The 23,593-nt window shown below is 66.3% G+C and carries 18 protein-coding genes and 1 pseudogene; 11 read left to right on the forward strand and 8 right to left on the reverse strand.

All coding sequences use genetic code 11. The features are described 5' to 3' along the window. Window positions 1–6: 6 nt before the first annotated feature. The 3 genes from DCM80_RS06680 to DCM80_RS06690 all read right to left on the reverse strand — a co-directional run bounded on the left by DCM80_RS06680 (window position 7) and on the right by DCM80_RS06690 (window position 4,750). A complete protein-coding gene (locus DCM80_RS06680; RefSeq protein WP_257196267.1) occupies window positions 7–2,259 on the reverse strand; it encodes a flagellar hook-basal body complex protein in 2,253 nt (750 codons plus the stop codon). 437 nt (window positions 2,260–2,696) lie between these two features. Further along, entirely contained in the window at window positions 2,697–3,209 is a 513-nt protein-coding gene (gene msrB, locus DCM80_RS06685) for a peptide-methionine (R)-S-oxide reductase MsrB (RefSeq protein ID WP_257196268.1), read from the reverse strand. A gap of 83 nt (window positions 3,210–3,292) precedes the next feature. Then, the gene (locus DCM80_RS06690; RefSeq protein ID WP_257196269.1) at window positions 3,293–4,750 is read right to left on the reverse strand and encodes an FAD-binding oxidoreductase; all 1,458 of its coding nucleotides are present in this window, start codon (window positions 4,748–4,750) and stop codon (window positions 3,293–3,295) included. Window positions 4,751–4,843: 93 nt separating this feature from the next. On the opposite strand from DCM80_RS06690, the gene DCM80_RS06695 reads away from it, so the two are divergent. Further along, window positions 4,844–5,380 carry a histidine phosphatase family protein gene (locus tag DCM80_RS06695; RefSeq protein ID WP_257196270.1) on the forward strand — a complete coding sequence of 179 codons (537 nt, stop codon included), beginning with the start codon at window positions 4,844–4,846 and terminating at the stop codon, window positions 5,378–5,380. A gap of 45 nt (window positions 5,381–5,425) precedes the next feature. Further along, window positions 5,426–5,851, forward strand: coding sequence for a universal stress protein (locus DCM80_RS06700; protein ID WP_028137496.1), 426 nt, complete (start codon window positions 5,426–5,428; stop codon window positions 5,849–5,851). Between the two features lie 1,081 nt (window positions 5,852–6,932). Here DCM80_RS06700 and DCM80_RS06705 read toward each other — a convergent pair. Then, entirely contained in the window at window positions 6,933–7,169 is a 237-nt protein-coding gene (locus DCM80_RS06705) for a DUF1127 domain-containing protein (RefSeq protein ID WP_257196271.1), read from the reverse strand. Between the two features lie 188 nt (window positions 7,170–7,357). Between DCM80_RS06705 and DCM80_RS06710 the strand changes: the two genes are divergently transcribed. After that, window positions 7,358–8,701 carry a PLP-dependent aminotransferase family protein gene (locus DCM80_RS06710; RefSeq protein ID WP_257196272.1) on the forward strand — a complete coding sequence of 448 codons (1,344 nt, stop codon included), beginning with the start codon at window positions 7,358–7,360 and terminating at the stop codon, window positions 8,699–8,701. An 8-nt stretch (window positions 8,702–8,709) separates the two neighbouring features. On the opposite strand, the gene DCM80_RS06715 is transcribed toward DCM80_RS06710, so the two are convergent. Then, window positions 8,710–9,297 (reverse strand): hypothetical protein, encoded by a 588-nt coding sequence (locus DCM80_RS06715; protein WP_257196273.1) that lies wholly within the window; start codon window positions 9,295–9,297, stop codon window positions 8,710–8,712. Window positions 9,298–9,376: 79 nt separating this feature from the next. On the opposite strand from DCM80_RS06715, the gene DCM80_RS06720 reads away from it, so the two are divergent. After that, window positions 9,377–9,811 (forward strand): hypothetical protein, encoded by a 435-nt coding sequence (locus DCM80_RS06720; protein ID WP_028137504.1) that lies wholly within the window; start codon window positions 9,377–9,379, stop codon window positions 9,809–9,811. Window positions 9,812–9,814: 3 nt separating this feature from the next. On the opposite strand, the gene DCM80_RS06725 is transcribed toward DCM80_RS06720, so the two are convergent. From DCM80_RS06725 to DCM80_RS06735, 3 genes and pseudogenes are all read right to left on the reverse strand, one after another. After that, window positions 9,815–12,214 carry an EAL domain-containing protein gene (locus DCM80_RS06725; protein ID WP_257196274.1) on the reverse strand — a complete coding sequence of 800 codons (2,400 nt, stop codon included), beginning with the start codon at window positions 12,212–12,214 and terminating at the stop codon, window positions 9,815–9,817. Between the two features lie 112 nt (window positions 12,215–12,326). Then, a pseudogene (locus tag DCM80_RS06730) lies at window positions 12,327–12,470 on the reverse strand (MFS transporter); the annotation flags it as partial. A gap of 172 nt (window positions 12,471–12,642) precedes the next feature. After that, the gene (locus tag DCM80_RS06735) at window positions 12,643–13,149 is read right to left on the reverse strand and encodes a ferritin-like domain-containing protein (RefSeq protein ID WP_257196275.1); all 507 of its coding nucleotides are present in this window, start codon (window positions 13,147–13,149) and stop codon (window positions 12,643–12,645) included. 430 nt (window positions 13,150–13,579) lie between these two features. On the opposite strand from DCM80_RS06735, the gene DCM80_RS06740 reads away from it, so the two are divergent. The 7 genes from DCM80_RS06740 to garD all read left to right on the forward strand — a co-directional run bounded on the left by DCM80_RS06740 (window position 13,580) and on the right by garD (window position 23,588). Then, on the forward strand, window positions 13,580–14,662 hold the full coding sequence (locus DCM80_RS06740; protein WP_028137506.1) for a YbhN family protein: 1,083 nt from the start codon (window positions 13,580–13,582) through the stop codon (window positions 14,660–14,662). Between the two features lie 87 nt (window positions 14,663–14,749). After that, window positions 14,750–16,702 carry a hypothetical protein gene (locus tag DCM80_RS06745; protein ID WP_257196276.1) on the forward strand — a complete coding sequence of 651 codons (1,953 nt, stop codon included), beginning with the start codon at window positions 14,750–14,752 and terminating at the stop codon, window positions 16,700–16,702. 387 nt (window positions 16,703–17,089) lie between these two features. Further along, a complete protein-coding gene (locus DCM80_RS06750; RefSeq protein ID WP_257196277.1) occupies window positions 17,090–17,995 on the forward strand; it encodes a LysR substrate-binding domain-containing protein in 906 nt (301 codons plus the stop codon). A gap of 132 nt (window positions 17,996–18,127) precedes the next feature. Beyond that, the gene (kdgD, locus tag DCM80_RS06755; RefSeq protein ID WP_257196278.1) at window positions 18,128–19,072 is read left to right on the forward strand and encodes a 5-dehydro-4-deoxyglucarate dehydratase; all 945 of its coding nucleotides are present in this window, start codon (window positions 18,128–18,130) and stop codon (window positions 19,070–19,072) included. Between the two features lie 23 nt (window positions 19,073–19,095). After that, a complete protein-coding gene (gene gudD, locus DCM80_RS06760) occupies window positions 19,096–20,454 on the forward strand; it encodes a glucarate dehydratase (RefSeq protein WP_257196279.1) in 1,359 nt (452 codons plus the stop codon). A gap of 19 nt (window positions 20,455–20,473) precedes the next feature. After that, entirely contained in the window at window positions 20,474–21,922 is a 1,449-nt protein-coding gene (locus tag DCM80_RS06765; RefSeq protein WP_257196280.1) for an aldehyde dehydrogenase family protein, read from the forward strand. A gap of 124 nt (window positions 21,923–22,046) precedes the next feature. Further along, the gene (gene garD, locus DCM80_RS06770; RefSeq protein ID WP_257196281.1) at window positions 22,047–23,588 is read left to right on the forward strand and encodes a galactarate dehydratase; all 1,542 of its coding nucleotides are present in this window, start codon (window positions 22,047–22,049) and stop codon (window positions 23,586–23,588) included. Window positions 23,589–23,593 lie beyond the last annotated feature (5 nt).

Below are 23,593 nucleotides of genomic sequence, written 5' to 3' on the forward strand. Positions count from 1 at the left end.
CGCCGATCAGCGCAACACGTTCAGGAGATCCTGCACCATCGAGTTCGCGGTCGTGATCACCTTGGTATTGGCCGAATAGGCCTGCTGCGTCACGATCAGCTTGGTGAATTCGTCGGCGATGTCGGTGTTGGATCCCTCCAGCGACGAGCCGCTGATGGTGCCCGAGGCGCCGTCGATGGCGTCGCCCGACTGCTCGGTCGCGGCATAGGCGCCGCCGTCCATCGCCTTCAGATAATTGGTGCCGTTGAAGTGCGAGAGCTGCACCTGGGCGAGGTTGAGGTTCTGGCCGTTGGAGAAGGTGCCGACCACGACGCCGTTGTTGTTGACGGCGACCGAGCGGAGCTGGCCGGCGGCATAGCCGTTCTGCGTGATGGTGTTGATGGTCACCGCGCCGCTGGTGCTGGCATATTGCGTCAGCCCGCCCGAGGAGATGTTGAAGGCGACCGAGCCGAGCGACTGGCCGCTGACGGTGACGTTGTTGATGGTGATGCCCGAGCCGCTCGGCGAGGTCAGCGAGCCGTCGGCGGCAAAGGTGAAGGTCTGGCCGGTGTTGACCCAGCCGACCGTCGTTCCGGTCGCGTTCGGGTCGGTCTGGTAGAACAGGTTCCAGCTGTCCGAATGGCCCGCGCCGAGCGAGGCGCTGTCGGTCTTGGCCCAGCGCAGTTGCAGGTTCACCGGCGTGCCGGCGGCGTTGTAGGCAGTCACCGCGCCGCCGCTGATCGATTCCTTGGTGAAGGTGGCGATGTCGTTGCCGATCACGCCCCCGGTGCCGGCCGTGCCGCCACCCTCGCGATTCCGGGTGATCGTCGAGGTGAAGCCGAGCGCCGAGAAGGCGGCGCTGTTGGAGCTGGAGACCGTCAGGTTCGAGACGGTGCCGGTGTTGAGCGTGATCACGCCGCCGCTGCTGACCGACGACCCCGAGGCGCCGGAGAGCGCATCGATCTTGCCGAGCAGGGTCGTGACGTTGTCGCCAACGTTGATCTGGTTCGGCCCCGCAGCACCCGAGGCCATGAAGGTCAGCGTCTGGCCGTTGACGGTGATGGTGTCGCCTGCGGAGAAGCCGGATGTGAGCACCTGGGCACCGCCGGCCGTCGCGCTGCCGCTCAGCACGGTCGCGCCGGAGATCGCGGGCGAGGACAGCACGTTGCCGCCACGGGTCACGCTGCTGATGCCGAGGGCGGTGGCGGCCGTGCCGCTGCCGATCGCAACGTCCGTGCCGGTGCCGGTCGCGATCTGGATATTGCCGCTGACCGAGAGCGAGGCGGTGACGCCGGCGCCGCCGGCGGTCTGGATCGCGTTCAGAATGTCGGCCACCGTCGCCGTGGTGCCCGCACCGAGGCCGATCGTGGTGTTGCTGCCGACGGTCGAGACCGTGGTGCCGCCGTTGAACGTGATGGTGTTGCCATTGATGGTCAGCGTCTGGCCGCTCAACGCGGTCAGAATGCTGGAGGCCAGATGCGTGCCGGCGGCATTGTCGAGCGACGTCGTCGTCGAGGCCACCGCCGAGGAATTGTTCTGAAGCGCAACGGTGCCCGTGGCCGTCGTCGACGAATAGGCCGAGCGGATGTTGCCGGTTGCGGCCGCGCCGGAGACCGTCGCGTTGGCATAGGGCGCCGGCGGCGTGCCGACCGGCAGCGGGTTGGCGGCGAAATCGGACGGGTTCAGGCCGCCGGCCGCGAGCAACGTGCCGGTCGAGGCCGTGGTTTTCGCCACCGTGTTCGGCTGGGTCGGCAGGTTCGCCGCGTACTGGATCGAGGTGGTCGCCTGCGCCGGAATGAAGTTGTTCTGGAATTGCAGCACGTTCGCCACGCTGCCGGTCGGGTTGCCGGTCTTCGGGTCGACCGTGACGCCCATCAGGTAATAGCCGGCGCCGTTGACCAGATTGCCGTTGGCATTGAGCTGGAAGTCGCCGCGCCTCGTGTAATAGGTGACGCCGGTGAACACCGGCACGTTGTCGACGACGCCGCTCGCCTTCTGGATCGAGAAGAAGCCGTCGCCGGTGATCGCCATGTTGGTGGCGACGGTGGAGGACGAGATCGTGCCCTGCGTGGTGATGGTGGCCTTCGCATTGGCTTGCACGCCGCCTGCGACCTGCTTGCTCGGGACCGACGAGTCGGGAATGAGGTCGACGAAGCTGGTGCCGATGCCCTTGTAACCGGTGGTGGACGAGTTCGCGATGTTGCCGGAAATGTTCTGCAGCGCGAAGGACTGCGCCTGCAGGCCACCCACCGAGGTGTTCATTGCATCGAAGATACCCATAACTTTGTCTCCAAATCCGATCTCGGCGGCCGGTCGACCATGGCCGCAGTCGGGGGAGACCGTCGCAAGGGCTATGCCAATGCGGGTACTCTCATGAAATCAATGACTTAATGAAAAAGCCCCGGCCAGACGACCGGGGCACAATTGCCGGGACCGGCAACAATTGCCGGGGCGGATTGTCGTTCCGGAGCGATGCGAAGGGCTTAAAGCGGAATGTGTTTCGGTTGGATCGGTGCGTACCGAGAGCTCCGATCACCTCTCCCGTAGGGAGAGGTCGGATCGCATCGAAGATGCGGTCCGGGTGAGGGGTTTCGATCTCACTGTGGGTGCCGCGGCCCCCCACCCGGATTGCTCAGGCGCGCAATTGCACGCCAAAGCAATCCGACCTCTCCCCGCCGGGGAGAGGTGATCCCCGACCGAGCCAGCGCTAGTGCTTCTCACGTCGCCGACGCCGCCGCGGGATGGAACACCAGCCCGAAACCGTCGATGCAATAGCGCAATCCGGTCGGCTTCGGACCGTCGTCGAAGACGTGGCCGAGATGGCCGCCGCAGCGCCGGCAATGCACCTCGGTGCGAACCATGCCGTAGGCGCGGTCTTCGGTCTTGCCGACATTGCCCTCGATCGGCGCATAGAAGCTCGGCCAGCCGGTGCCGCTCTCGAACTTGGTCTCGGACGCAAACAGCGGCAGGTCGCAGCCGGCGCAAGCGAAGATGCCCTTGCGCTTCTCCTTCAGCAGCGGGCTGGAACCCGGCCGCTCGGTGCCGTGGTTGCGCAGGATCTCATATTGCTGCGGCGTGAGCTGGGCGCGCCATTCAGCCTCCGTCTTCATGATCTCGAATTTCTTGGCGGTCTTCTCGCCGGCCTCGGCAGGCGTTCCCCTCAGCCAGCGAAAGGCCCCAAGGCCGAACAGGCCGGCGGCAGTCGTCAACAGGATGCGGCGGTCGAACATCTCATTCTCCGTGCGGAAGCTCCACGCCTGAGATACGGTCTTGAACGGCCGAAGTTACACGTCCGGGCGGAATTTCACTCAACTTATCGGGAGGCCACGTCGTCATGCGAGGCCGGTTCCACGGCTTCGGCCGCCGGTCGCGGCGGCGGTGACGGTCGCGGCCGAACGCCGGGGGGCGGGCGGCGCGGACCGGTGCCGGCGGCCCGGTTGGCCTGGGCGAGGCGCGCCTCACGCTCCCTGTCCTTGACCCGCGCGCGCTCGCGGTAACGGGCCAGAGAGCCCGCCACGGCGGAGCTCGCCCTGCCCCAGATCCCGACCAATTGGCCTGCAACCCGTCCGGTGGCGCCGCCCGCCCAGACCAGCTCGAACGGCGAGAACAGCTTCCAGCGTTCGTCGCCCGCTAGAATGCTGCGCGCGATCATCTGCCCGGCCATGGCCGAGGTGTTCATGCCCTGGCGGCCGAAGCCGCTCGCCACCCACAGGCCTTTGCGCAACTGGCCGATCTGCGGCATGCCGTGCACGGTCTGGCCGATGGCGCCGCCGAACATGTCCGTGACCTCGACATCGCCGAGCGCTGGGAAGATCGTACGGATCCGCCGTCTGACGGCGCCCGCAAAGCGCTGCGGACGCGCGGCCCAGGTGGTCTCCGGGCTCTCCCACATCAGCCGGTCGCCATCGACGATGCGGAAATGATCGACACCGTCGCTGTCCATCACCGACCCCTTGAAGGCGATGATCTCGTGCACGCGCTCGCCGAGCGGCGCCGTGATTCCGGCATAGCGCCAGACCGGCAGCAGCGTCTCCGACAGGCGCTTCAAGGGCGCGCCGAGATGGATGTTGCCCGCGAGCACGATGTGGGTGGCGCGCAGCCGCGCCGAGGGCGTGACGATGCGCTTGCGGATGCCGGAATGATCGATGCTGACGACCGGCGTGTCCTCGAAGATGCGGGCGCCCGCCCGCCGCGCCAGCGCCGCCAGGCCATGCACGTATTTGCGGCCGTCGACCTGGAACGCCCTGGGATAATATACGCCGTGGAAGTAGCGATCGGTCTTCAGCGCTTCGCGGACGCGATCGACCTGCCACCCCTCGACCTCGGTGTCGAAATCCTCGTTCAGCATCTGCAACCGGCTGATCAGCCGGTCGCCGGCATCGACGTTCGAGACCTCCAGCACGCCCTCGCTCAGGGCGATCCCCGGCATGTTCTCCTCCGTGGCGTTGGCCCGGACGAACTCGGCGCCCTCCTTCGACAGCGTCCACAATTCGCGCGCGTCCTCGAGGCCGATGCGCTCGATCAGGTCGGTGAGCGGCAGCGCAAAGCCCGGCATCACCGTGCCGAGCTGGTTGCCGGACGCGTTCCAGCCGATGTGCCGGCCCTCGAGCACGGCGACACTGGCCCCGAGCCGGGCCGCCTCCAGCGCGATGGTGAGCCCGGCCAGCCCCGCACCGATGACGCAGATGTCGGCGTCGAGGTCGAACGACAGCCGCGTGCGGTCGCGAAAGCCGGCTTCGTCCTGGGACACGCTTGTGTAAGTCTCGCTCATGTCGTTTGTTTAGAGGACTGTGCGGGCGCCTGTCACCTTGTCCTCAACCCGCGCCTGTAGATTATTCTGGACGGGGAGCGATTCGAGAATGCCATGCGCCGTTTGATGTTGCTGCGTCACGCCAAGACCGAGACCGACGCGCCGAGCGGCCGTGACCAGGACCGCCGGCTCGACGAGCGCGGCCGCAGGGATGCGGCGCAGATCGGCGACTGGCTCGCCGACCATCCGCCCTTCCCCGATACCGTGCTGGTGTCGCACGCCGTCCGGGCCCGGCAGACCTGGGACATCGCCTGGGAGGCGATGAAGGACCGCGTCCCGGCGCCGCAGGTCGAGATCCTGCCGGAACTCTATGGCGCCGATCCCGCGCAGATCCTGGAGTCCATTCGCACGGCAACGGCCCCGGCCGACCCGAAGCAATTGCTGCTGGTCGCCCATAATCCCGGCATGCACGAGGCCGCGCTCATGCTGCTGGGCGGCGGCGATCCCGATGGCGCCAACGCGCTCGCCGACAATCTGCCCACTTCGGGACTTGCGATCTTCGACTTTGACGTCAAGGATTGGGCCGACGTGGCCTACCGCCGCGGCAAGCTGGTGCTGTTCACCAGCCCCAAGCTGCTTCGATCGGGATGATCGCGACGTACCGGCAGACTGCTGACCGCAAATCAGGAGGCGCAGATGTTCAAGTCCATCCTCGTGCCCATCGACCTCGCCGACACCGATCTGGCCAAGCCGGCGATCGCGACCGCGGCAACGCTGTCGCAGACCTGGAGCGGCACGGTGCGGCTGCTCAACGTGCTGCCGATGACGCCGGTGATGCTGGCCGAGTACGTGCCGGCCGATTTCGACGAGCAGCAGCGCCAGACCTCGGAAGAGGCGCTCGCCATCGTCGCGCGCGAATCCGGCATCGAGCCGGGACGGATCTCCAGCGTGGTCCGCCAGGGCGGCATCTACCACGAGATCCTGGAGGAAGCCGCGCAGATGAAGGCCGATCTGATCGTGATGACCTCGCACCGGCCGGCGATGCGCACCTATTTTCTCGGCTCCAACGCCGGCCACGTCGTGCGCTACGCCAAATGCTCGGTGCTGGTGGTGCGGCACTAGAGGGCGCTGCGAACTCGGTTTGACTGGCGGCCCCGCTCTCACCGCCGTCATTGCGAGGAGCGCTTGCGACGAAGCAAACCAGGTCTCGTAGGGTGGGCAAAGGCGCGCATCTTTGCGCGCCGTGCCCACCATCTCGCGGCGATCGCATTGGACAATGGTGGGCACGCTTCGCTTTGCCCACCCTACAAGTGACGAGGGCAACAAGCCCTTGCGCTGCCTGACGGGCGAAACACACAAGCCCTCGGTCAACCCGCGCCTCCGAAAATATTCCACTTTACCGAATTTCGGAAATGACGTATGTGTCGCGCAACCCGGCCCAAGGAAGAGGGGCGTATCGCGATCGTCACGAACGCGGGCCGGGCGGCGGTGGACGCCGATGGCATCGGCGCGACGGGTCTTGCAGGGCGGGTAACCGTGAGCAAGGCCGTCGCGCACACGACCGGTGCGATCGGCGTACGGCAAAATCGTGTGGTCCTGGCGCCCGGGGTCTGTGCGCCAAGTGTTGCGGTGATGTGGCGGCCCGACCGGGCCCGCACATCGATCGGCCGCAAGGCGACGGGGGCAATAGTGCAACGCTCCCCGGGGAGAGCACGACATAAGCCGTTCCAACCACTGCGCAGGGAAGGCCGGGATGTCTCCGGTTGCCCTGTTCTCCGCTATGCAGCAGCACACGCAGTCTGCCCTTGGCATGGCGGTCCATGGGAGCCACCGGCTCCCGGCCTTCCCTGCGCCCTCTTTCAATTCAGAGGGCGAAGCGACAAGCAAAGCTCGGGCGAACAAGCCGCGAGGGCGCGAAGGTGTGTCTGCGGGTGACAAGGTGTGTCAGCGGGTGAATGCGACTGATGAGCGATGCCGCCCCATACCCTCCGTCATTGCGAGGAGCCCTTGCGACGAAGCAATCCAGACTGCCTCCGCGGAACGATTCCTGGATTGCTTCCGCCTTCGCCAAAGGCTTCGGCGGACAAGTCTCTGCGCTCGCAATGACGTGGATGCAGTCGCGCTCCACTCTCACGGTCGTGCCCCGGCTATGCGCATCAGCGTAGGAAGGCTGCGGCGCGTCCGGGGACGCGTCACACGTGTCTCACAGATACCGCGTCAGCTCGGTCTTGAACTGTCCGTAGACCGCGTCCTCGATCTGGCTGCGCGTGATTCCGATGTCGCGCAGGGCGCGGTCGTCGAGCTCGTTCAGGGTCTTGACGGCGGAGCGGTGCTCCAGACGGTCGAACAGCGCATAGGCGGCGTAGGCGAGCGTTGCAAAAAATCCGCTCGAGGAGGATGGGCGGAAGCTCCGCCCGGCAGTTTGCGAGATCGTGGTCATTCTTCTTTCTCCGGCCTGTCGTTCCGCGCGGCGAAGCCAATGCCGTTGGCGCGGACGCTTGTGAGCGCCTGCACCTCATTTGCCGTCGGATTGCTCTCGCTCTCCTCGGCTCAATCGCGGACCTTGATGGAACTTAAATGCTTCAGTACACTGCTCGGAGCAAGGAAAACATTGCTCTCGGTGCAATAATGTCCAAGTTCGAGTACGTGAAGCTTGCCGATGCCATTGCCGTAGATATCGCTAACGGCACGTTAAGGCCCGGCGACCGGCTGCCGCCGCAGCGCAATTTTGCCTATGACCGCGGCATCGCGGTCTCGACCGCGAGCCGGGTTTATACGGAATTGCTTCGCCGCGGCCTCGTGGTCGGCGAGGTCGGCCGCGGCACCTTCATCTCCGGCGACATCAGGCGCAAGGTCGAGATGCCGAGCGAGCCGGCCGAGGCGCGGATCAATTTCGAGGTCAATTACCCGTTGCTGCCGCAGCAATGGGCGATGATCGCCAAGAGCCTCGCCGGGCTCGAGCGCGTCGATGCGCTCGAATCGGCGCTGCGCGTCTCGACCAGCACCGGCACCAGGAGCGCGCGCAATGCCGCCGCCGCCTATCTCGCGCGCAAGGATTTCGCGCCGCAGGCCGAGCAGATCGTCTTCACCGCCAACGGCAAGCAATCGCTCGCGGCCGCGCTCGCCGCGCTGGTCCCCACCGGCGGCCGCTGCGGTGTCGAGGCGCTGACCTACCCTTACGTCAAGAGCATCGCAGCGCGGCTCGGCATCACGCTGGTCCCGATCCCGATGGACGAGCTCGGCGCACGGCCCGATGCGATCCAGAAGGCGCATCGCGAGGCGCATCTGTCCGCACTGTATCTGCAGCCCATTATCCAGAACCCGCTCGGCGTCACCATGAACGCGACGCGGCGCGCCGACATCATGCGTACCGCCGAGAAGCTCGACCTCACCATCATCGAGGACGCGGTCTACGGCTTCCTCGCCGACGACACGCCGCTGGCCGCGCTCGGGCCGGACCGCTGCATCGTGATCGACAGCCTGTCCAAGAAGGTCGCGCCCGGCCTCGCACTCGGCATCCTCGTGGCGCCGCCGCGCTTGCGCGAGAGCGTGATGAGCGCCGTCCGCACCGGCGGCTGGATCGCCTCCGGCCATGCGCTTGCGGCCGGGCAGCGGTTGATGGCCGACGGCACCGTCGCCGAGCTCACGCGGCTGAAACGCATCGATGCCTCGCGCCGTCAGCAGACCGCGGCACGGTTGCTCGCCGGCTACCAGCTCGCCGCCGACCCGCGCTCCTATCATCTGTGGCTGACGCTGCCGCCGCACTGGCGCTCGCAGACCTTCGTCGCCGCGGCGGCCCGGCGCGGCATCGCCCTGACGCCGTCCTCCACCTTCGCCATCGCCCACGGCCACGCCCCTAATGCGGTGCGTCTCGCCCTCGCCCCGCCGAGCGTGGAGCAGCTCGATTCCGGCTTGCGCACGATCGTGTCGCTGCTCGGCACCAAGGAGGAGGATTTCGACTCGACGGAATAGAAACCGGTCTATGGCAGCACGGACCGGGGCAATCGATCGAAGCCATGGCTGCGCGGACGGTTGCGCCGTACGAAGCCGCCGACCTGCCAGGCGAACAGCGCGGCAAAGCCGAGGACGAACAGCGCGCCGGCGAACTCGCCGATCACGAGTGCGCGAATCAACAGGCCCGCCATCGCGACCGTGAGCATCGCCAGGAACGCCAGCACCATCGCATAGGCAATGCGGCCAAGCCCCGACGTCAGCACCGCGCGGCTACCGGCTTTGGCCATCCGCGCATGCAATTCGACGATGAAGGCGCGAAAGCCGTTGTCCTGCGGCGCCATCAGCGCGGCGGTCTGCCAGCTCGTCGACAGGATCGCGATGCGGCGGCCGCTGCCGTGGGTGATATCGGCGCGAAAGCGGTGCTGCTGCATCGAGACCGGGCGAAACGACAGCCGGATCGCGCTGATCTCGTCATAGGGCCACAGGCCCGAGCGGCCGCCGATGTGCCAGGACAGCCCCTGCTCCGTCAGCGCGAAGCGATGCGCCGAGCCGATCAGCGACGCCTTGTAGGCATAGCTCGTGACTGCCGCGGCCTCGGCTTCCGAACCCTGCATCCCAACGATCGATCCCGTCCGCGCCATCGCGCCCGCGATCCGCTTGCGCGGTCGCCCTCGCCCATCCTACAAGCGGGACATGGTTGAGACGACCTTTTTTCCGCGCCGTCTGATTCTCGGCGCCGCAATGATCTCCGGCGTGCTGTTGGCGCTCGCGGTGCACATGCTGGGCGCGCGCTACGGGCTCGACCTCGGCGGGCTCTGGCGCTCCGACTCGGCCGAGTTCATCCCCGCGGGTGCGGCGATCGCGTGGTGGCTGATCGCGACGGTCGGCTTTTCCGGCGGCTATTTCACCGCGACGCTGATGCAGAGCGCAGCCTCCGGCCAGATCCCGCAGCGAATGCGCCAGTTCCTGATCGCGGTCGGCGTGCTCCTGCTCGCGGGGGCGGGTCAGGCAGCCTCCGCGCCGAGCCCGATCCCGACCGTCTCGGGCGTGCTGGCCGGGCTCGCCGCCCTCTGCCTCGGCGCCGTCATGGCGTTCTGCGGCGCCCATTTCGCGCTGCGCCGCGGGTGACCCTTACGCCGACGCAAGCAGCCGCGGACGGTCCAGCATGATCGCCACGTCGGACGCGGGCCGCGGCTTGCTGAACAGATATCCCTGCGCCTGGTCACAACCCTCGCGCCTGAGCAGTTCGAGCTGAACGTCGTTTTCGACGCCCTCAGCCGTGGTGACGATGCCGAGACTGCGGCCGAGGCCGGTCACTGCGCGGATGATGGCCATGGAATCGTCGCGCGTCGCCAGCTCCGCCACGAAGGAACGGTCGATCTTGATCTTGTCGAACGGGAAGCTGCGCAGATAGCTCAGCGACGAATAGCCGGTGCCGAAATCGTCAAGTGATATCCGCACCCCCATGGCGCGCAACTCATGCAGCGTGGTCAACGTCGCCTCGCTGTTCTGCAGCAGCACCGATTCGGTGATCTCAAGCTCGAGGCGTCGCGCTTCGAGTCCCGAAGCAGCCAAAGCCTCCGCCACGGATGCGATCAGGTTCGGATTCTTGAACTGGACCGGCGACAAATTGACGGCGAGGTCGACGTCGTCGGGCCAGGTGGCCGCGTCGGCGCAGGCAGCGCGCAACACGAATTCACCCAGCTGAACGATCAATCCGGTCTCCTCGGCCAGCGGAATGAAGTCGATGGGCGAAATCAGGCCGCGCTGCGGATGGTTCCAGCGCAGCAGCGCCTCGAAGGCGACGACGCGACCGCTGACAACGTCGCGGATCGGCTGGTAATAAGCCGCGAACTCCCCTCGTTGCAGCGCTGCTCGCAGATCCATTTCCAAAAGGCGCCTCGCCTGCGCGCGGGCATCCATGCCGGGCTCGAAAAACCGATAGGTGCCGCGGCCGTCGGCCTTGGCGCGATAGAGCGCGAGGTCGGCGTTCTTCAAGAGTTCATCCGGATTGCTGCCGTCCTGCGGTGACAGCGAGATGCCGATCGAAACGCCGATGACGATCTGATGATCTTCGATCCCATAAGGCGCAGAAATCGCCTCGACGAGACGACGGGCCAGTGATCTAGCTGCGGCTTCCTCGGAGCGTCCGATCTGCACCACCGCGAACTCGTCGCCGCCAAGCCGCGCCACGGTGTCGCTCTCGCCGACGGCGGCCGTCAGCCTGCGACCGACCTCTTCGAGCAGCGCATCACCAATGGGATGGCCGAGCGAATCGTTGATGTCCTTGAAGTGATCCAGATCGAGACAGAGCACCGCGAGCTGCTCGCCGGACCTGGTCCGGCGCAATCCTTGCTCGAGCTGTTCATGGAACAACACGCGGTTGGGCAGGCCGGTCAGCGCGTCATGGCGCGCCATGTGCGAGATCTTGGCCTGCGCCTCCAGCCATTCGGTGATATCTTCGAAAGTGGCGACCCAGCCTCCGCCCTGCATGGGCTGATTGACCACCCGGATGGAACGGCCGAAGCGGTTGACGACGTCAGTCGTGGTCCGGCCCTCGCGCGCGTCGGCGACGAGCCGGGCGAAGAATACACCCGCGTCGCCCTGCCACTGCCCCTTGGCCTGCTCATCGCGCAATATGTCGACCAGCCGTCGGCCGGTGAGCGCGATGTCGGTACGGCGAAGCATCGCCGCGTAACGCTCGTTGAACAACATGATCTTGCCTTCAGCGTCGAACATGCACAACCCTTGCGACATGTTCTCGAGCGCCGTGTCGAGCACCATTTGCTGGGCGCCTAGTTGGCCCCTCGCCCGGCGGTCGAGCAGCGCGGCCACTAGCGCGATGGCGATGATCGCAACCGCAGCGCTGGCGGTGAGGAAGGACAGCGAAGCAGGAGGTACCGAGAGGCCCCCGATCGCAATCGTCGAATCCGGCGTCAGCAGCACCGCGCCCATAGCCGTGAAATGATGCGAGACGATGGCGACGGTCAGCAGGGCGGTCGCCATCAGCGCGTGGGAAAGGTCGTCGCGTCGCGCCGCCACGAAAAGCGCAAACGCCGCAAAGGAGATCCCTGACAGGACCGAGACCGCGACCGTGCTTCCGACCCAGTCCACCCGCGCCGGGAGCTCCAGAGCCGCCATGCCAGTGTAGTGCATCGCCGCGATGCCGGCGCCGACGATGGCACCGCCGAGGACGATCCACACAGCGCACGAGGACGACACAGCGATGCTCAATCCCACGAACGTCACGGCGATCGCGAAAATCAGCGACAGAATGGTCATCGGGATGTTGTAGGCGCCCGCGCCTCCCGGGCCGTAAGCGAGCATCGCGATGAAATGCGTCGCCCAGATGCCGCATCCGCTGACCGCCGCGTCGAGACCGAGCCATGCCAGGCGCCCGAGACCTTGGGTCGCGCGCGCCCGATGGAACAGGCTGATTGCCGCTGCGCTGGCAAGCAGACACACCGCGCCCCCGAGCGTGACGAGTCGCCAATCGTGCTCTGTAGTAAGACAGTAGAAAACTTGATACATCGCGGGCCCCCAGGACCCGCACTTGAAACCGACAGAAGTGGACGATCGGTAACTGGCTACAATCCCGGTCCACGAATGGTAAATGGATGATGTGTAGGTTGGCTCACATTGCTCATCCTCGCGCCGGCGCGCCGAGGCCGATCACCGCCGCGGCGAGGAACACGACCACCGCGGAGATCACGAGCGACAGACGCAGCCCCGCCATGAATGCCCGCTCACCGGCCACCAGCGAGCCGAACAGCGCAACGCCGAGCACGAAGGCTTCATTTGATAGTGTTGGCTCACGTGCTGTGCCTCGATTGCAGCCCCATGCGACCTATACGCTTCTAGGCCGCCCTCAAGCTTCGTGAATGATGGAACGATGATGCAAGGCATGCAAACGCCGCGCGGATGACCGCGCGGCGCCTCCTGGTTCAGCTCAGCTCGGCTCAGCTCGCCGCGCGCAGGTTCACCTTGCTCTCGGCCAGCGTGGTCAGCTTCTGATCGGTCGCCTTTTCCTCCTCGAGCGTCTTGGCGAGCACCGCGGCGCAATCGTTGCGGCCGAGCTGCTTGGCCCAGGCGATCAGGCTGCCGTAGCGCACGATCTCGTAATGTTCGGCAGCCTGGGCTGCGTTGATCAGCGCAGCGTCGAGCACGGCCTTGTCGGCGACTTCGCCGGCGGTCTCATCGGCTTCCTCGATGATGCCGTCGATCGCCGGACAGTCGACCGCCTTAACGGGGACGCCATGCATCTTGAACACTTCCTCGAGCCGCGCCACGTGCTGCTTGGTCTCTTCGAGGTGCGTCAAAAAGCCCTGTTTCAGCTGCGGATCGGTGGCCTTGCTGGCCATCTTCGGCAGCGCCTTGGTCAGCTGCTGCTCGGCGTAATAGATGTCCTGGAGCTGATGCACGAACAGGTCGTTCATGGTTTTGATGTCTTTTGTGAACAGTCCCATCGTTTCGTCCTTTTTCGGTTTGCTGGAACACGAAGGCAGCGGCTTGCACGAAAGCCGCTCATTGCGCCATGTTTCGGTTGCTGTTCGGACCCAACGAACGCGAGACATCGACGTTCCAAAAAACACCCGCATGGCATTGCGTTGGAACAATGCGGGCGGCGCCGGGATCTGAAATCATAGGCCGATACGAACGCACGCGCCGGCCGGCTTTCACGACTCATATGCTTAACGCGCCTTCCGATGTGAACCGCGTATGACAAAGTTGCCGGTCCGGCGCAGAACCTATTGTTGTCAAGGGCTGCACAAGCTGCAGTTTTTGCCTTAAATGAGCTGGATCACGCCTAGCGATCGCTGCCTGCCTTTGGTGATGATCGCACCCGAACTGGCCAATGCCTGGCCCGGTCGGTCTTGCCCCCCGCCGGGAGGATGAATGCACGGACTGCTGCCCGCGCTGAAACGCGGCTTCAAGAGATGGATCGGCTGGCGACGGCTTGGAGTTGCCGCGAGCATCTTCATCATCGCCTTCGCGATCACCACGCTGGTGCGGACCCTCAAGGGCATCGATACCGGGGTCATCCTGACGGCGCTGACCGAGATCCCCCGCGGCAGCATCGGGCTGGCGGCGGTGTGCGTGTTCTTCGCGTTCTGCACGCTGACCTTCTACGATTATTTCGCACTGCGAACGATCGGCAAGAAGCACGTGCCCTATCGCATCGCGGCGCTCTCCAGCTTCACGTCCTATTCGATCGGCCACAACATCGGCGCCACCGTCTTCACCGGCGGCGCGATCCGCTTCCGGATCTATTCGGATTACGGGCTGAACGCGATCGACGTCGCCAAGATCTGCTTCCTGTCGGGCCTGACCTTCTGGCTCGGTAACATCTTCGTGCTCTCGATCGGCCTGGCCGTCCATCCGGACGCGGCCTCCTCGATGGATCAGCTTCCTCCATCGATCAACCGGCTGATCGCGCTCGGCGGCCTTGCCTCGATAGGGGCTTATCTCGCCTGGCTCGTCATGGGCGAGAAGCGGCGCGAGCTCGGCCAGAAGGGCTGGAAGGTCGTGCTGCCCTCGGCGCCGCTGACGCTGGTGCAGATCCTCATCGGCGTGGTCGATCTCGGCTTCTGCGCCATGGCAATGTACCTCTTGATGCCGGCCAATCCGCCGATCGACTTCATGTCGCTGGCCGTGGTGTTCATCCTGGCCACCCTGATCGGCTTTGCCAGCCATGCGCCCGGCTCGATCGGCGTGTTCGACGCCGCCATGCTGGTGGCGCTGCCGCAGTTCGGCCGCGAGGAGCTGCTGGCGACGCTGCTGGTGTTTCGTATTCTCTATTTCGTGATCCCGTTCGGCCTCGCGATCTCCATCATGGGCACGCGCGAGCTGTGGATGAACGTGGTCGAGCCCTGGCAGGAGCGGCGGCGGCTGGCAGAGGCCTGTGCGCAGGCCAATCTGCCCAAAGAGGTGACGCCGATGCAGCGCGAGCGGTTGCTGCGACAGGCCAATAAGCGCTGACAGCCGCCTGCCCGGACCAAAGGGTTGCGGGCGGCAGCGCGATGCTCTCTTATTTCCGCCTCAACTTTGCCGTTGAAGACGCGGGCCATGATCCCTGTATTGCTTCGTACCCTCTGCGCCAGCGCCCTGCTGCTGGCCGGACTTTTGTCCGTTTTGCCGGCCGAGCGCGCCGCCGCGCAGGACGCCGGCCCCCTGCAGATCAGTTGGGAGGTGCGCAACCGCTTCCGGCTGTTCCGCGAGGAGCGCGACTTCCTGCTCCATGTCGAGAATGCGCGTAACCGCAGCATCCTCGCCGCAGAACAATCGCTGGAGCTCCAGAGCGAAGGCCGCGGCTGGGCGCGCAACATGGTCAACCGCCTCTGCATCGACCTTCAGGGCCGCGTCAACCAGCCCTGCACCCGCGACAACACCAAGGAAAACTACCTCACCCCGATCGACCATCCCGTCACCGTGCGTCTCGTCGGCGCGGTACCGGTCGGCGCCACCTGCGCCTGGTCGTTCGACGACGGTGACGGCCCGCAGCAATCGACCTTCGACTGCGCCGAGCCGATCAACCTGCGCGTCCGCTACGGCAAGCAGACGGTCGCGACCGTCGACGTCTCCGCCGGCGCCGATCCGACCCAGCGGGTCCAGACCGAGATCCAGGTCCGCGACATCTTCGTCGCCGGCCTCGGGGACAGCATCGCCTCGGGCGAGGGCAATCCGGACCGGGCGCTGGCGCTGTCCGACGAAGGTTTCTGCTTCCGCTCCTATCTCGGCACCGCCGGCGGGCAGTACTACCGGCCGAGCCGCCACGGCTTCAAGGGCGGCCGCGCTTGCGAGGCCCCGGATACGCTCGCCAATTGGCAACGCTACAGCGCGCTCTGGTTCAACGCACCGTGCCACCGCTCGCTGTACAGCTACCAGACGCGCACGGCCCTGGCGCTCGCGGTGCGCTACACCCACATCGCGGTGACCTACCTGCCGCTCGCCTGCACCGGCGCCAGCATCGGCGACGGCCTGCTCGGCTCGCAGCGCGCCCGCGAATGCCCGCCCGGCAAGACCGGCGTCTGCAACACCAGTGTGAACCCGCAGGTCGCCGAGCTGCGCGAGGCCCTCACCGCGGCGAAGAAGCGCCAGCCCGACCGCACGCTCGATCTCGTGCTGCTGTCGGTCGGCGCCAACGACGTCTATTTCTCCGGCCTCGTCGCCGACGTCATCGTCGACACCGCGACCGAGCGGGCGCTGTTCCGCCGCTCCGGCGTGATGGCGAGCGTCGACGAGTCCCGCGATGCGCTGGCGCGCGAGCTGCCCCAAAACTTCGTCAAGCTGCGCGAGGCGCTGAAGCCGCTGGTCGGCGGCGACCTTTCGCGCGTGGTCTATGTCTCCTACGCCAATCCCGCGCTCGCCGATGGCGGCGTGCCCTGCCGCGGCGGCCGTGCCGGCTTCGACATCCATCCCTCCTTCAACGCCGACCCGCAGCGGCTCGCCCGCGTCTCGACTTTCGTCGACACCGAATTCCTGCCGCAGCTGAAGGGGCTCGCCACCTGCACCCGCGGCGCGCTGTGCCGCGATCCCGAAGCCGAGCGCATGACCTTCGTCGATGCGCACCAGGCCGCGTTCGCCGATCACGGCTTCTGCGCCCATTCCGGCAACGATCCGGAATTCGACCGCACCTGCTTTGCCGAGAACGGCCAGAGCTTCAATCCCGATATCGTGAGCGCAGCGAGCCAGCCGATGCTGTGCGGCCGCGGCGCCTCGGAATATCGCGCCTATTGGCCCCGCGCGCGCTGGATCCGCGACGCCAATGACAGCTATTTTTCCGCCATGACCTATCCGCAAGGGCTGCCGGCGGCGAGCCAGCCGACCGACATCCACGACGCGACCTGGGGCGTGCTCTCCGCCGTCTATGGCGGCGCGGTGCATCCGAGCGCCGAGGGCCACGCCGCGATGGCGGACGCCGCCCTGCCGGCCGCGAGTGCCGCGCTCGGGCTCGACGCCGTGCCGCCGAACGTGACGCGAGGGCTGCTGCCGCAATTGTTGCCGAGCACACAGCAGTAGAAGCGAAGGCGAACTGTCTGCTCGCGTCTTTGCGAGGAGCTCTTGCGACGAAGCAATCCAGACTGTTTCCGCAGACGCATTCCTGGATCGCTTCGCTGCGCTCGCGAGGACGAGTTGGTGGCATGCACTTCCTACACCCGCGGCGACACCATCATCATTCCCCCTCGTCTGCGACCCATCGATCCAAAAACGGCATCGATCGATACCCGCTTGAACTTGGACACGGCGCGGCGGGCGCCTCTACGAGTCGTGAACGTTCCTCCTGAGGGCTCCCATGGGGCTCGACCAGGCAACTCAACGGCGGCTTCACGGCCGCCGTCTTTGTATTGGAGGTGATCGATGCTAGAAGTGCCGGGGAAGCGCCTTATCCATCTAAGGCATGTATCGATGTTCGACCTCAACCAGCTCCGCTGTTTCGTCACGGTGGCGGAGGAACTGCATTTCGGCCGCGCCGCCGCGCGGCTGAACATGACGCAGCCGCCATTGTCCCGGCAGATCCAGGTGCTCGAGCACATCATCGATGCGCCGCTGCTGGAGCGCACCAGCCGCTCGGTCCGCCTCACCCCTGCCGGGCGCAGCTTCCTGCCCGAGGCGCGGCGCATCCTCAAGCTTGCGGAAAGCGCCTCGCAGGTCGCTCGCCGCATCGCGCTCGGCAAGATCGGCTCGTTGAAGATCGGCTTCACCGCGGCCGCGGCCTATGGCTTCCTGCCGGAGCTCGTCGCCGCCTGCCGCGCCAAGCTGCCCGAGGTGGATTTCTCCCTGAAGGAGATGGTGTCGGGCGATCAGTTCGAGGCGCTGACCTCGGGCCAGATCGACGCCGGCCTGCTGCGGCCGCCGATCGCGCGGCCCGAGCTCGCCAGCCGCCGCGTCGTCGCCGAGCCCCTGCTCGCCGCGATCCCGAAGAAGCATCCGCTGGCTAATGCCGAGAGCATCACCATCAAGGATTTCGACGATCAGCCCTTCGTGATGTATTCGCCCTATGAGAGCCGCTACTTCCACGATCTGCTGGTGGCGCAATTCACCCGCGCCGACGTGCTGCCGCGCTATGTCCAGCATCTCAGCCAGATCCACTCGATCCTGGCCATGGTCCGCGCCGGCCTCGGCCTCGCCATCGTGCCGGCTGCGGCTGCGGGCCTGAAGATCTCCGACGTGCGGCTGCGGCCTCTGAAGCTGAAGGGCCGCGTGCCGGTCGAGCTGTTCATGGTCTGGCGCCGCGACGACGAGAATCCGCTGCTCCCGGCGCTGGTCAAGATCGCCGGTGAACTGTCCTCCGCGGAGGTGGCGGAGGATTGATGCTCAATCCGCATCAGTCGATATAGGCTTTGGCTTGGACCCGCATCGAACGGTCTCTTAAACCACGGCGCATGGACGCGTGGGCCTTCAAGGCCAGCGTCCTCCGCAACACGCACCAAGGGAACAGTGCCCGTGAGCAAGATGACCCCGCAGGAGATGGCCCGGAAGATCGGATCCGGCCTCCTGTCCTTTCCCGTCACGCCGTTCAAGGCGGATTACTCCTTCGATGAAACGACCTACCGCGCCAACATGGACTGGCTGTGCGGCTACGACGTCGCCGGCCTGTTCGCCGCCGGCGGCACCGGCGAGTTCTTCTCGCTGACGCCGACCGAGGTTCCTGAAGTCGTGAAGGTCGCCGTCGAGGAGACCAAGGGCCGCGTGCCGGTGCTTGCCGGCACCGGCTACGGCACCGCGATCGCCCGCGAGATCGCCGCTGGCGCTGAAAAGGCCGGCGCCGACGGCCTGCTCCTGCTGCCGCCCTATCTCACCCATTCCGAGCAGGAGGGCCTGGCCGCCCATGTCGAGGCGGTGTGCGCCGCGGTGAAGATCGGCGTCATCGTCTACAACCGCGACAACGCGATCCTCCAGCCCGATACGCTGGCCCGCCTTGCCGAGCGCTGCCCGAACCTCGTCGGCTACAAGGACGGCATCGGCGACATCGAGCTGATGACCCGCGTCTACACCAAGCTCGGCGACCGCCTCACCTATGTCGGCGGCCTGCCGACCGCCGAGACCTTCGCGCTGCCCTATCTCGACATGGGCGTGACGACCTATTCCTCCGCCGTGTTCAACTTCGTGCCGGAATTCGCCACCCATTTCTACGCGGCCGTGCGCAAGCGCGACCACGCCACGATCCAGGCCGGCCTGAAGAACTTCATCCTGCCGCTGATCGCGATCCGCAACCGCAGGAAGGGCTATGCGGTCTCGATCATCAAGGCCGGCATGAAGGTGATCGGCCGCGACTCCGGCCCGGTCCGCCCGCCGCTCACCGACCTCACCGAGCAGGAACTCGCGGAGCTGACCGCGCTGGTAAAGAACCTGCCCGCCATCCGATCGACACACCAGGCTGCAGAATAGCCGACCGCAATGAGGAGCGCGCAATGGCCCTGACCGAGATTTCCGGCGCGCCAGTCGCCGGTGCACCGATCGTCACGGCGATGCAGGTGATCCCGGTCGCCGGCCGCGACAGCATGCTCCTCAACCTCAGCGGCGCGCATGCGCCGTTCTTCACCCGCAACATCGTCATCCTCACCGACAATGCCGGCCACACCGGCGTCGGCGAGGTGCCGGGCGGGCAGAAGATCTGGCAGACGCTGCAGGATGCCCGCGATCTCGTGATCGGCAAGACCGTCGGTGCGATGAACAACATCCTCGCCGACATCCGCGCCGCCTTTGCCGATCGCGATGCCGCCGGCCGCGGCAAGCAGACCTTTGATCTCCGCGTCATGATCCACGCCGTCACCGCCGTGGAATCCGCTCTGCTCGATCTGCTCGGCCAGCATCTCGCCCTGCCCGTCGCCGCGCTGCTCGGCGAAGGCCAGCAGCGCCGCAGCGTCGAGACGCTCGGCTATCTCTTCTTCGTCGGCGACATCAGCAAATCCAAGCTGAACTATGTCCAGTGCGAGAGCGGCAAGGCGGAATGGTTCAACCTCCGCCATCAGGAGGCGATGACGCCTGAGGCCGTGGTCCGGCTCGCGGAGGCGACCCACGATCATTACGGCTTCGCCGATTTCAAGCTCAAGGGCGGCGTGCTGCGCGGCGAGCAGGAGATCGAGGCCGTCACCGCCATCGCCAGGCGCTTCCCCAACGCGCGCGTCACGCTCGACCCCAACGGCGCCTGGTCGCTGGACGAGGCGATCGGGCTCTGCAAGGGCATGCACGGCATCCTCGCCTATGCCGAGGACCCCTGCGGCGCCGAGGCCGGTTTCTCCGGCCGCGAGATCATGGCCGAGTTCCGCCGCGCCACGGGGCTGCCGACGGCGACCAACATGATCGCGACCGATTGGCGCCAGCTGTCCCATGCGCTGCGGCTGGGCGCGGTGGACATTCCGCTGGCCGACCCCCATTTCTGGACCATGCAGGGCTCGGTGCGTGTCGCCCAGACCTGCCGCGACAACGGCCTGACCTGGGGCTCGCACTCCAACAACCATTTCGACATCTCGCTGGCCATGTTCACCCATGTCGGCGCAGCCGCCCCCGGCAAGATCACTGCGATCGACACCCATTGGATCTGGCAGGACGGCCAGGCGCTGACCAAGGAGCCGCTCCGGATCAGGGGCGGCAGGATTGCGGTCCCGGATAGGCCGGGCCTGGGCATCGAAATCGACAGGGCCGCTATCGACGCCGCGCATGAGCTCTACAAGCAGCATGGACTTGGCGCCCGGGATGACGCTATTGCCATGCAGGACCTGATCCCCGGCTGGACTTTTGACGACAAACGTCCCTGCCTCGTTCGCTAAGAAACTCTGGAGGAATGAGATGACTGCGATCCTGAAGAACTTCATCGGCGGCGAATGGGTCGACGGCTCCGGCGTCACCAGGAACATCAACCCCTCCAACACCAACGACGTCGTCGGTGAATACGCCAAGGCCGACAAGGCGCAGACCGAGAAGGCGATCGCCGCCGCCAAGGCCGCCTTCCCCGCCTGGTCGCAATCGACCCCGCAGGCGCGCTTCGACGCGCTCAACAAGATTTCCCTCGAGATCCTCGCCCGCAAGGAAGAGCTCGGCCGCCTGCTCGCCCGCGAGGAAGGCAAGACCCTCCCCGAGGGCGTCGGCGAGGTCGCCCGTGCCGGCCAGATCTTCGCGTTCTTCGCCGGTGAAGCGCTGCGCCTGATCGGCGAGAAGGGCGCTTCCGTGCGTCCCGGCCTCGACGTCGAACTCACGCGCGAGCCGGTCGGCGTCGTCGGCATGATCACGCCCTGGAACTTCCCGATCGCGATTCCCGCCTGGAAGATCGCCCCGGCGCTCTGCTACGGCAACACCGTGGTGTTCAAGCCGGCCGAGCTGGTGCCGGGCTGCGCGCATGCGCTCTCCGAGATTATTGCCAAGTCCGGCATTCCGGCCGGCGTCTTCAACCTCGTGGTCGGCTCCGGCTCGGTGGTCGGCCAGACCCTGCTCGAGCATCCGGACGTCGCCGCGATCTCCTTCACCGGCTCGGTACAGACGGGACGCAAGATCGCGCAGGCCTGCGTGCTCTCGACCCCGATGAAGAAATTCCAGCTCGAGATGGGCGGCAAGAATCCGCTGGTCGTGCTCGACGACGCCGACCTCAAGACTGCCGTCGAGGTTGCCGTCAACGGCTCCTATTTCTCGACCGGCCAGCGCTGCACCGCCTCCTCCCGCCTGATCGTCACCGAAGGCATCCACGACCGCTTCGTCGCGGCGATGGCCGAGCGCCTGAACAGCCTGTCGGTCGACGACGCGCTCAAGGCCGGCGTGCATATCGGCCCGGTGGTCGACCAGAGCCAGCTCGACCAGGACCTGCGCTACATCAAGATCGGCCAGGACGAGGGCGCCAAGCTCGCCTTCGGCGGCGAGCTGCTCAAGCGCGAGACCCCCGGCCATTACCTGCAGCCGGCGCTGTTCACCGAAGCCAACAACAGCATGCGCATCGCGCGCGAGGAGATCTTCGGACCGGTCGCCGCGGTCATCCGCGCCAAGAACTACGAAGAGGCGCTGGCGATCTCCAACGACACCGAGTTCGGCCTCGCCTCCGGCATCTGCACCACCAGCCTGAAATACGCCTCGCACTACAAGCGCAACAGCGAGGCTGGCATGGTGATGGTCAATCTTCCGACCGCCGGCGTCGACTATCACGTGCCGTTCGGCGGCCGGAAAGGCTCGAGCTACGGCGCCCGCGAACAGGGCTCCTACGCGCGCGAGTTCTACACGACGGTGAAGACGGCCTATACGTTCCCGGGCTGATAGGCCGATCTCGTAGGGTGGGCAAAGCGAAGCGTGCCCACGCATACGTTCGATGAAAAGATGGTGGGCACGGCGCGTTGCGCCTTTGCCGATCCTACGGTTTCTACAAATCCGGAGTCCTCCCATGGACCAGGACGTTGCAGCGAAAGAGCAGCCCCGCTACATCAAGCTCAACGAACGCGACAATGTCGCGATCGTGGTCAATGATTTCGGGCTTCCCGCCGGCTCCCGCTTCGCCAGCGGACTGACGCTGCGCGCCTTCGTGCCACAGGGGCACAAGACGGCGCTGGTCGACATCGCGCAAGACCAGCCGATCATCCGCTATGGCGAGATCATCGGCTACGCGCTGTCGCCGATCCTTGCCGGCGACTGGGTGGACGAGGCGCGTATCCGCATGCCGGAGGCCCCTGACCTCGACAAGCTCGAGATCTCCACCGCCGTCCCCGCGCCGCTGCCGCCGCTCGAAGGCTTCACCTTCGAAGGCTATCGCAATCCCGACGGCTCTGTCGGCACCAAGAACATTTTGGGCATCTCCTCCTCCGTGCAATGCGTCAAGGGCACGATGGAATATGCGGTCAAGCGCATCCGCGCCGAGCTGCTGCCGAGATATCCTGGTGTCGATGACGTCGTGCCGCTGACCCATGCCTATGGCTGCGGCGTCGCCATCAATGCGCCCGACGCGGTGGTGCCGATCCGCACGCTGCAGAATCTCGCGCTCAACCCGAATTTCGGCGGCGAGATCCTCGTCGTCGGCCTCGGCTGCGAGAAGCTTGCGCCCGAGCGGCTGGTGCCGGAGGGCGTCAGCGATGCCATCGTGCGGATGCAGGACGAAGCCTTCGACGGCTTTGGCGCGATCGTCGAGGCGATCATGACCCAGGCCGAGGCGCGGCTGAAGGTGCTCAACGCCCGCAAGCGCGAGACCTGCCCGGCCTCCGATCTCGTCATCGGGCTGCAATGCGGCGGCAGCGACGCCTTCTCCGGCGTCACCGCCAATCCCGCCGTCGGCTTCGCCGCGGATCTCCTGGTGCGCGCCGGCGCGACCGTGATGTTCTCGGAAGTGACCGAGGTGCGCGACGCGATCCAGCTGCTCACGCGACGCGCCGTCAACCAGGACGTCGGCCGCGCGCTGGTGCGCGAGATGGCCTGGTACGATTCCTATCTCGCCCGCGGCGGCGCCGACCGCAGCGCCAACACCACGCCCGGCAACAAGAAGGGCGGCCTCGCCAACATCGTCGAGAAGTCGCTCGGCTCGATCGTGAAGTCGGGCTCCTCGGCCATCACCGGCGTGCTCTCGCCCGGCGAGAAGGCGACGCAGAAGGGCATGCTGTTTGCGGCAACGCCGGCCTCGGACTTCATCTGCGGCACGCTCCAGCTCGCCTCCGGCATGACCTTGCAGGTATTCACCACCGGCCGCGGCACGCCTTACGGCCTTGCGGCTGCGCCCGTGATCAAGGTCGCGACCCGCAGCGAGCTGGCGCGGCGCTGGAAGGACCTGATCGATTTCGACGCCGGCAGCATTGCCACCGGCGCGAAGACCATCGAGGAGTGCGGCTGGGACCTGTTCCGACTGATCCTCGACGTCGCCTCCGGCCGCACCAAGCCATGGTCGGACCGCTGGGGCATCCACAACGATCTCACCCTGTTCAATCCGGCACCGGTGACCTGAGCGCC

The sequence above is a fragment of the Bradyrhizobium sp. WBOS08 genome (assembly GCF_024585125.1).
Lineage (GTDB): Bacteria > Pseudomonadota > Alphaproteobacteria > Rhizobiales > Xanthobacteraceae > Bradyrhizobium > Bradyrhizobium japonicum_B.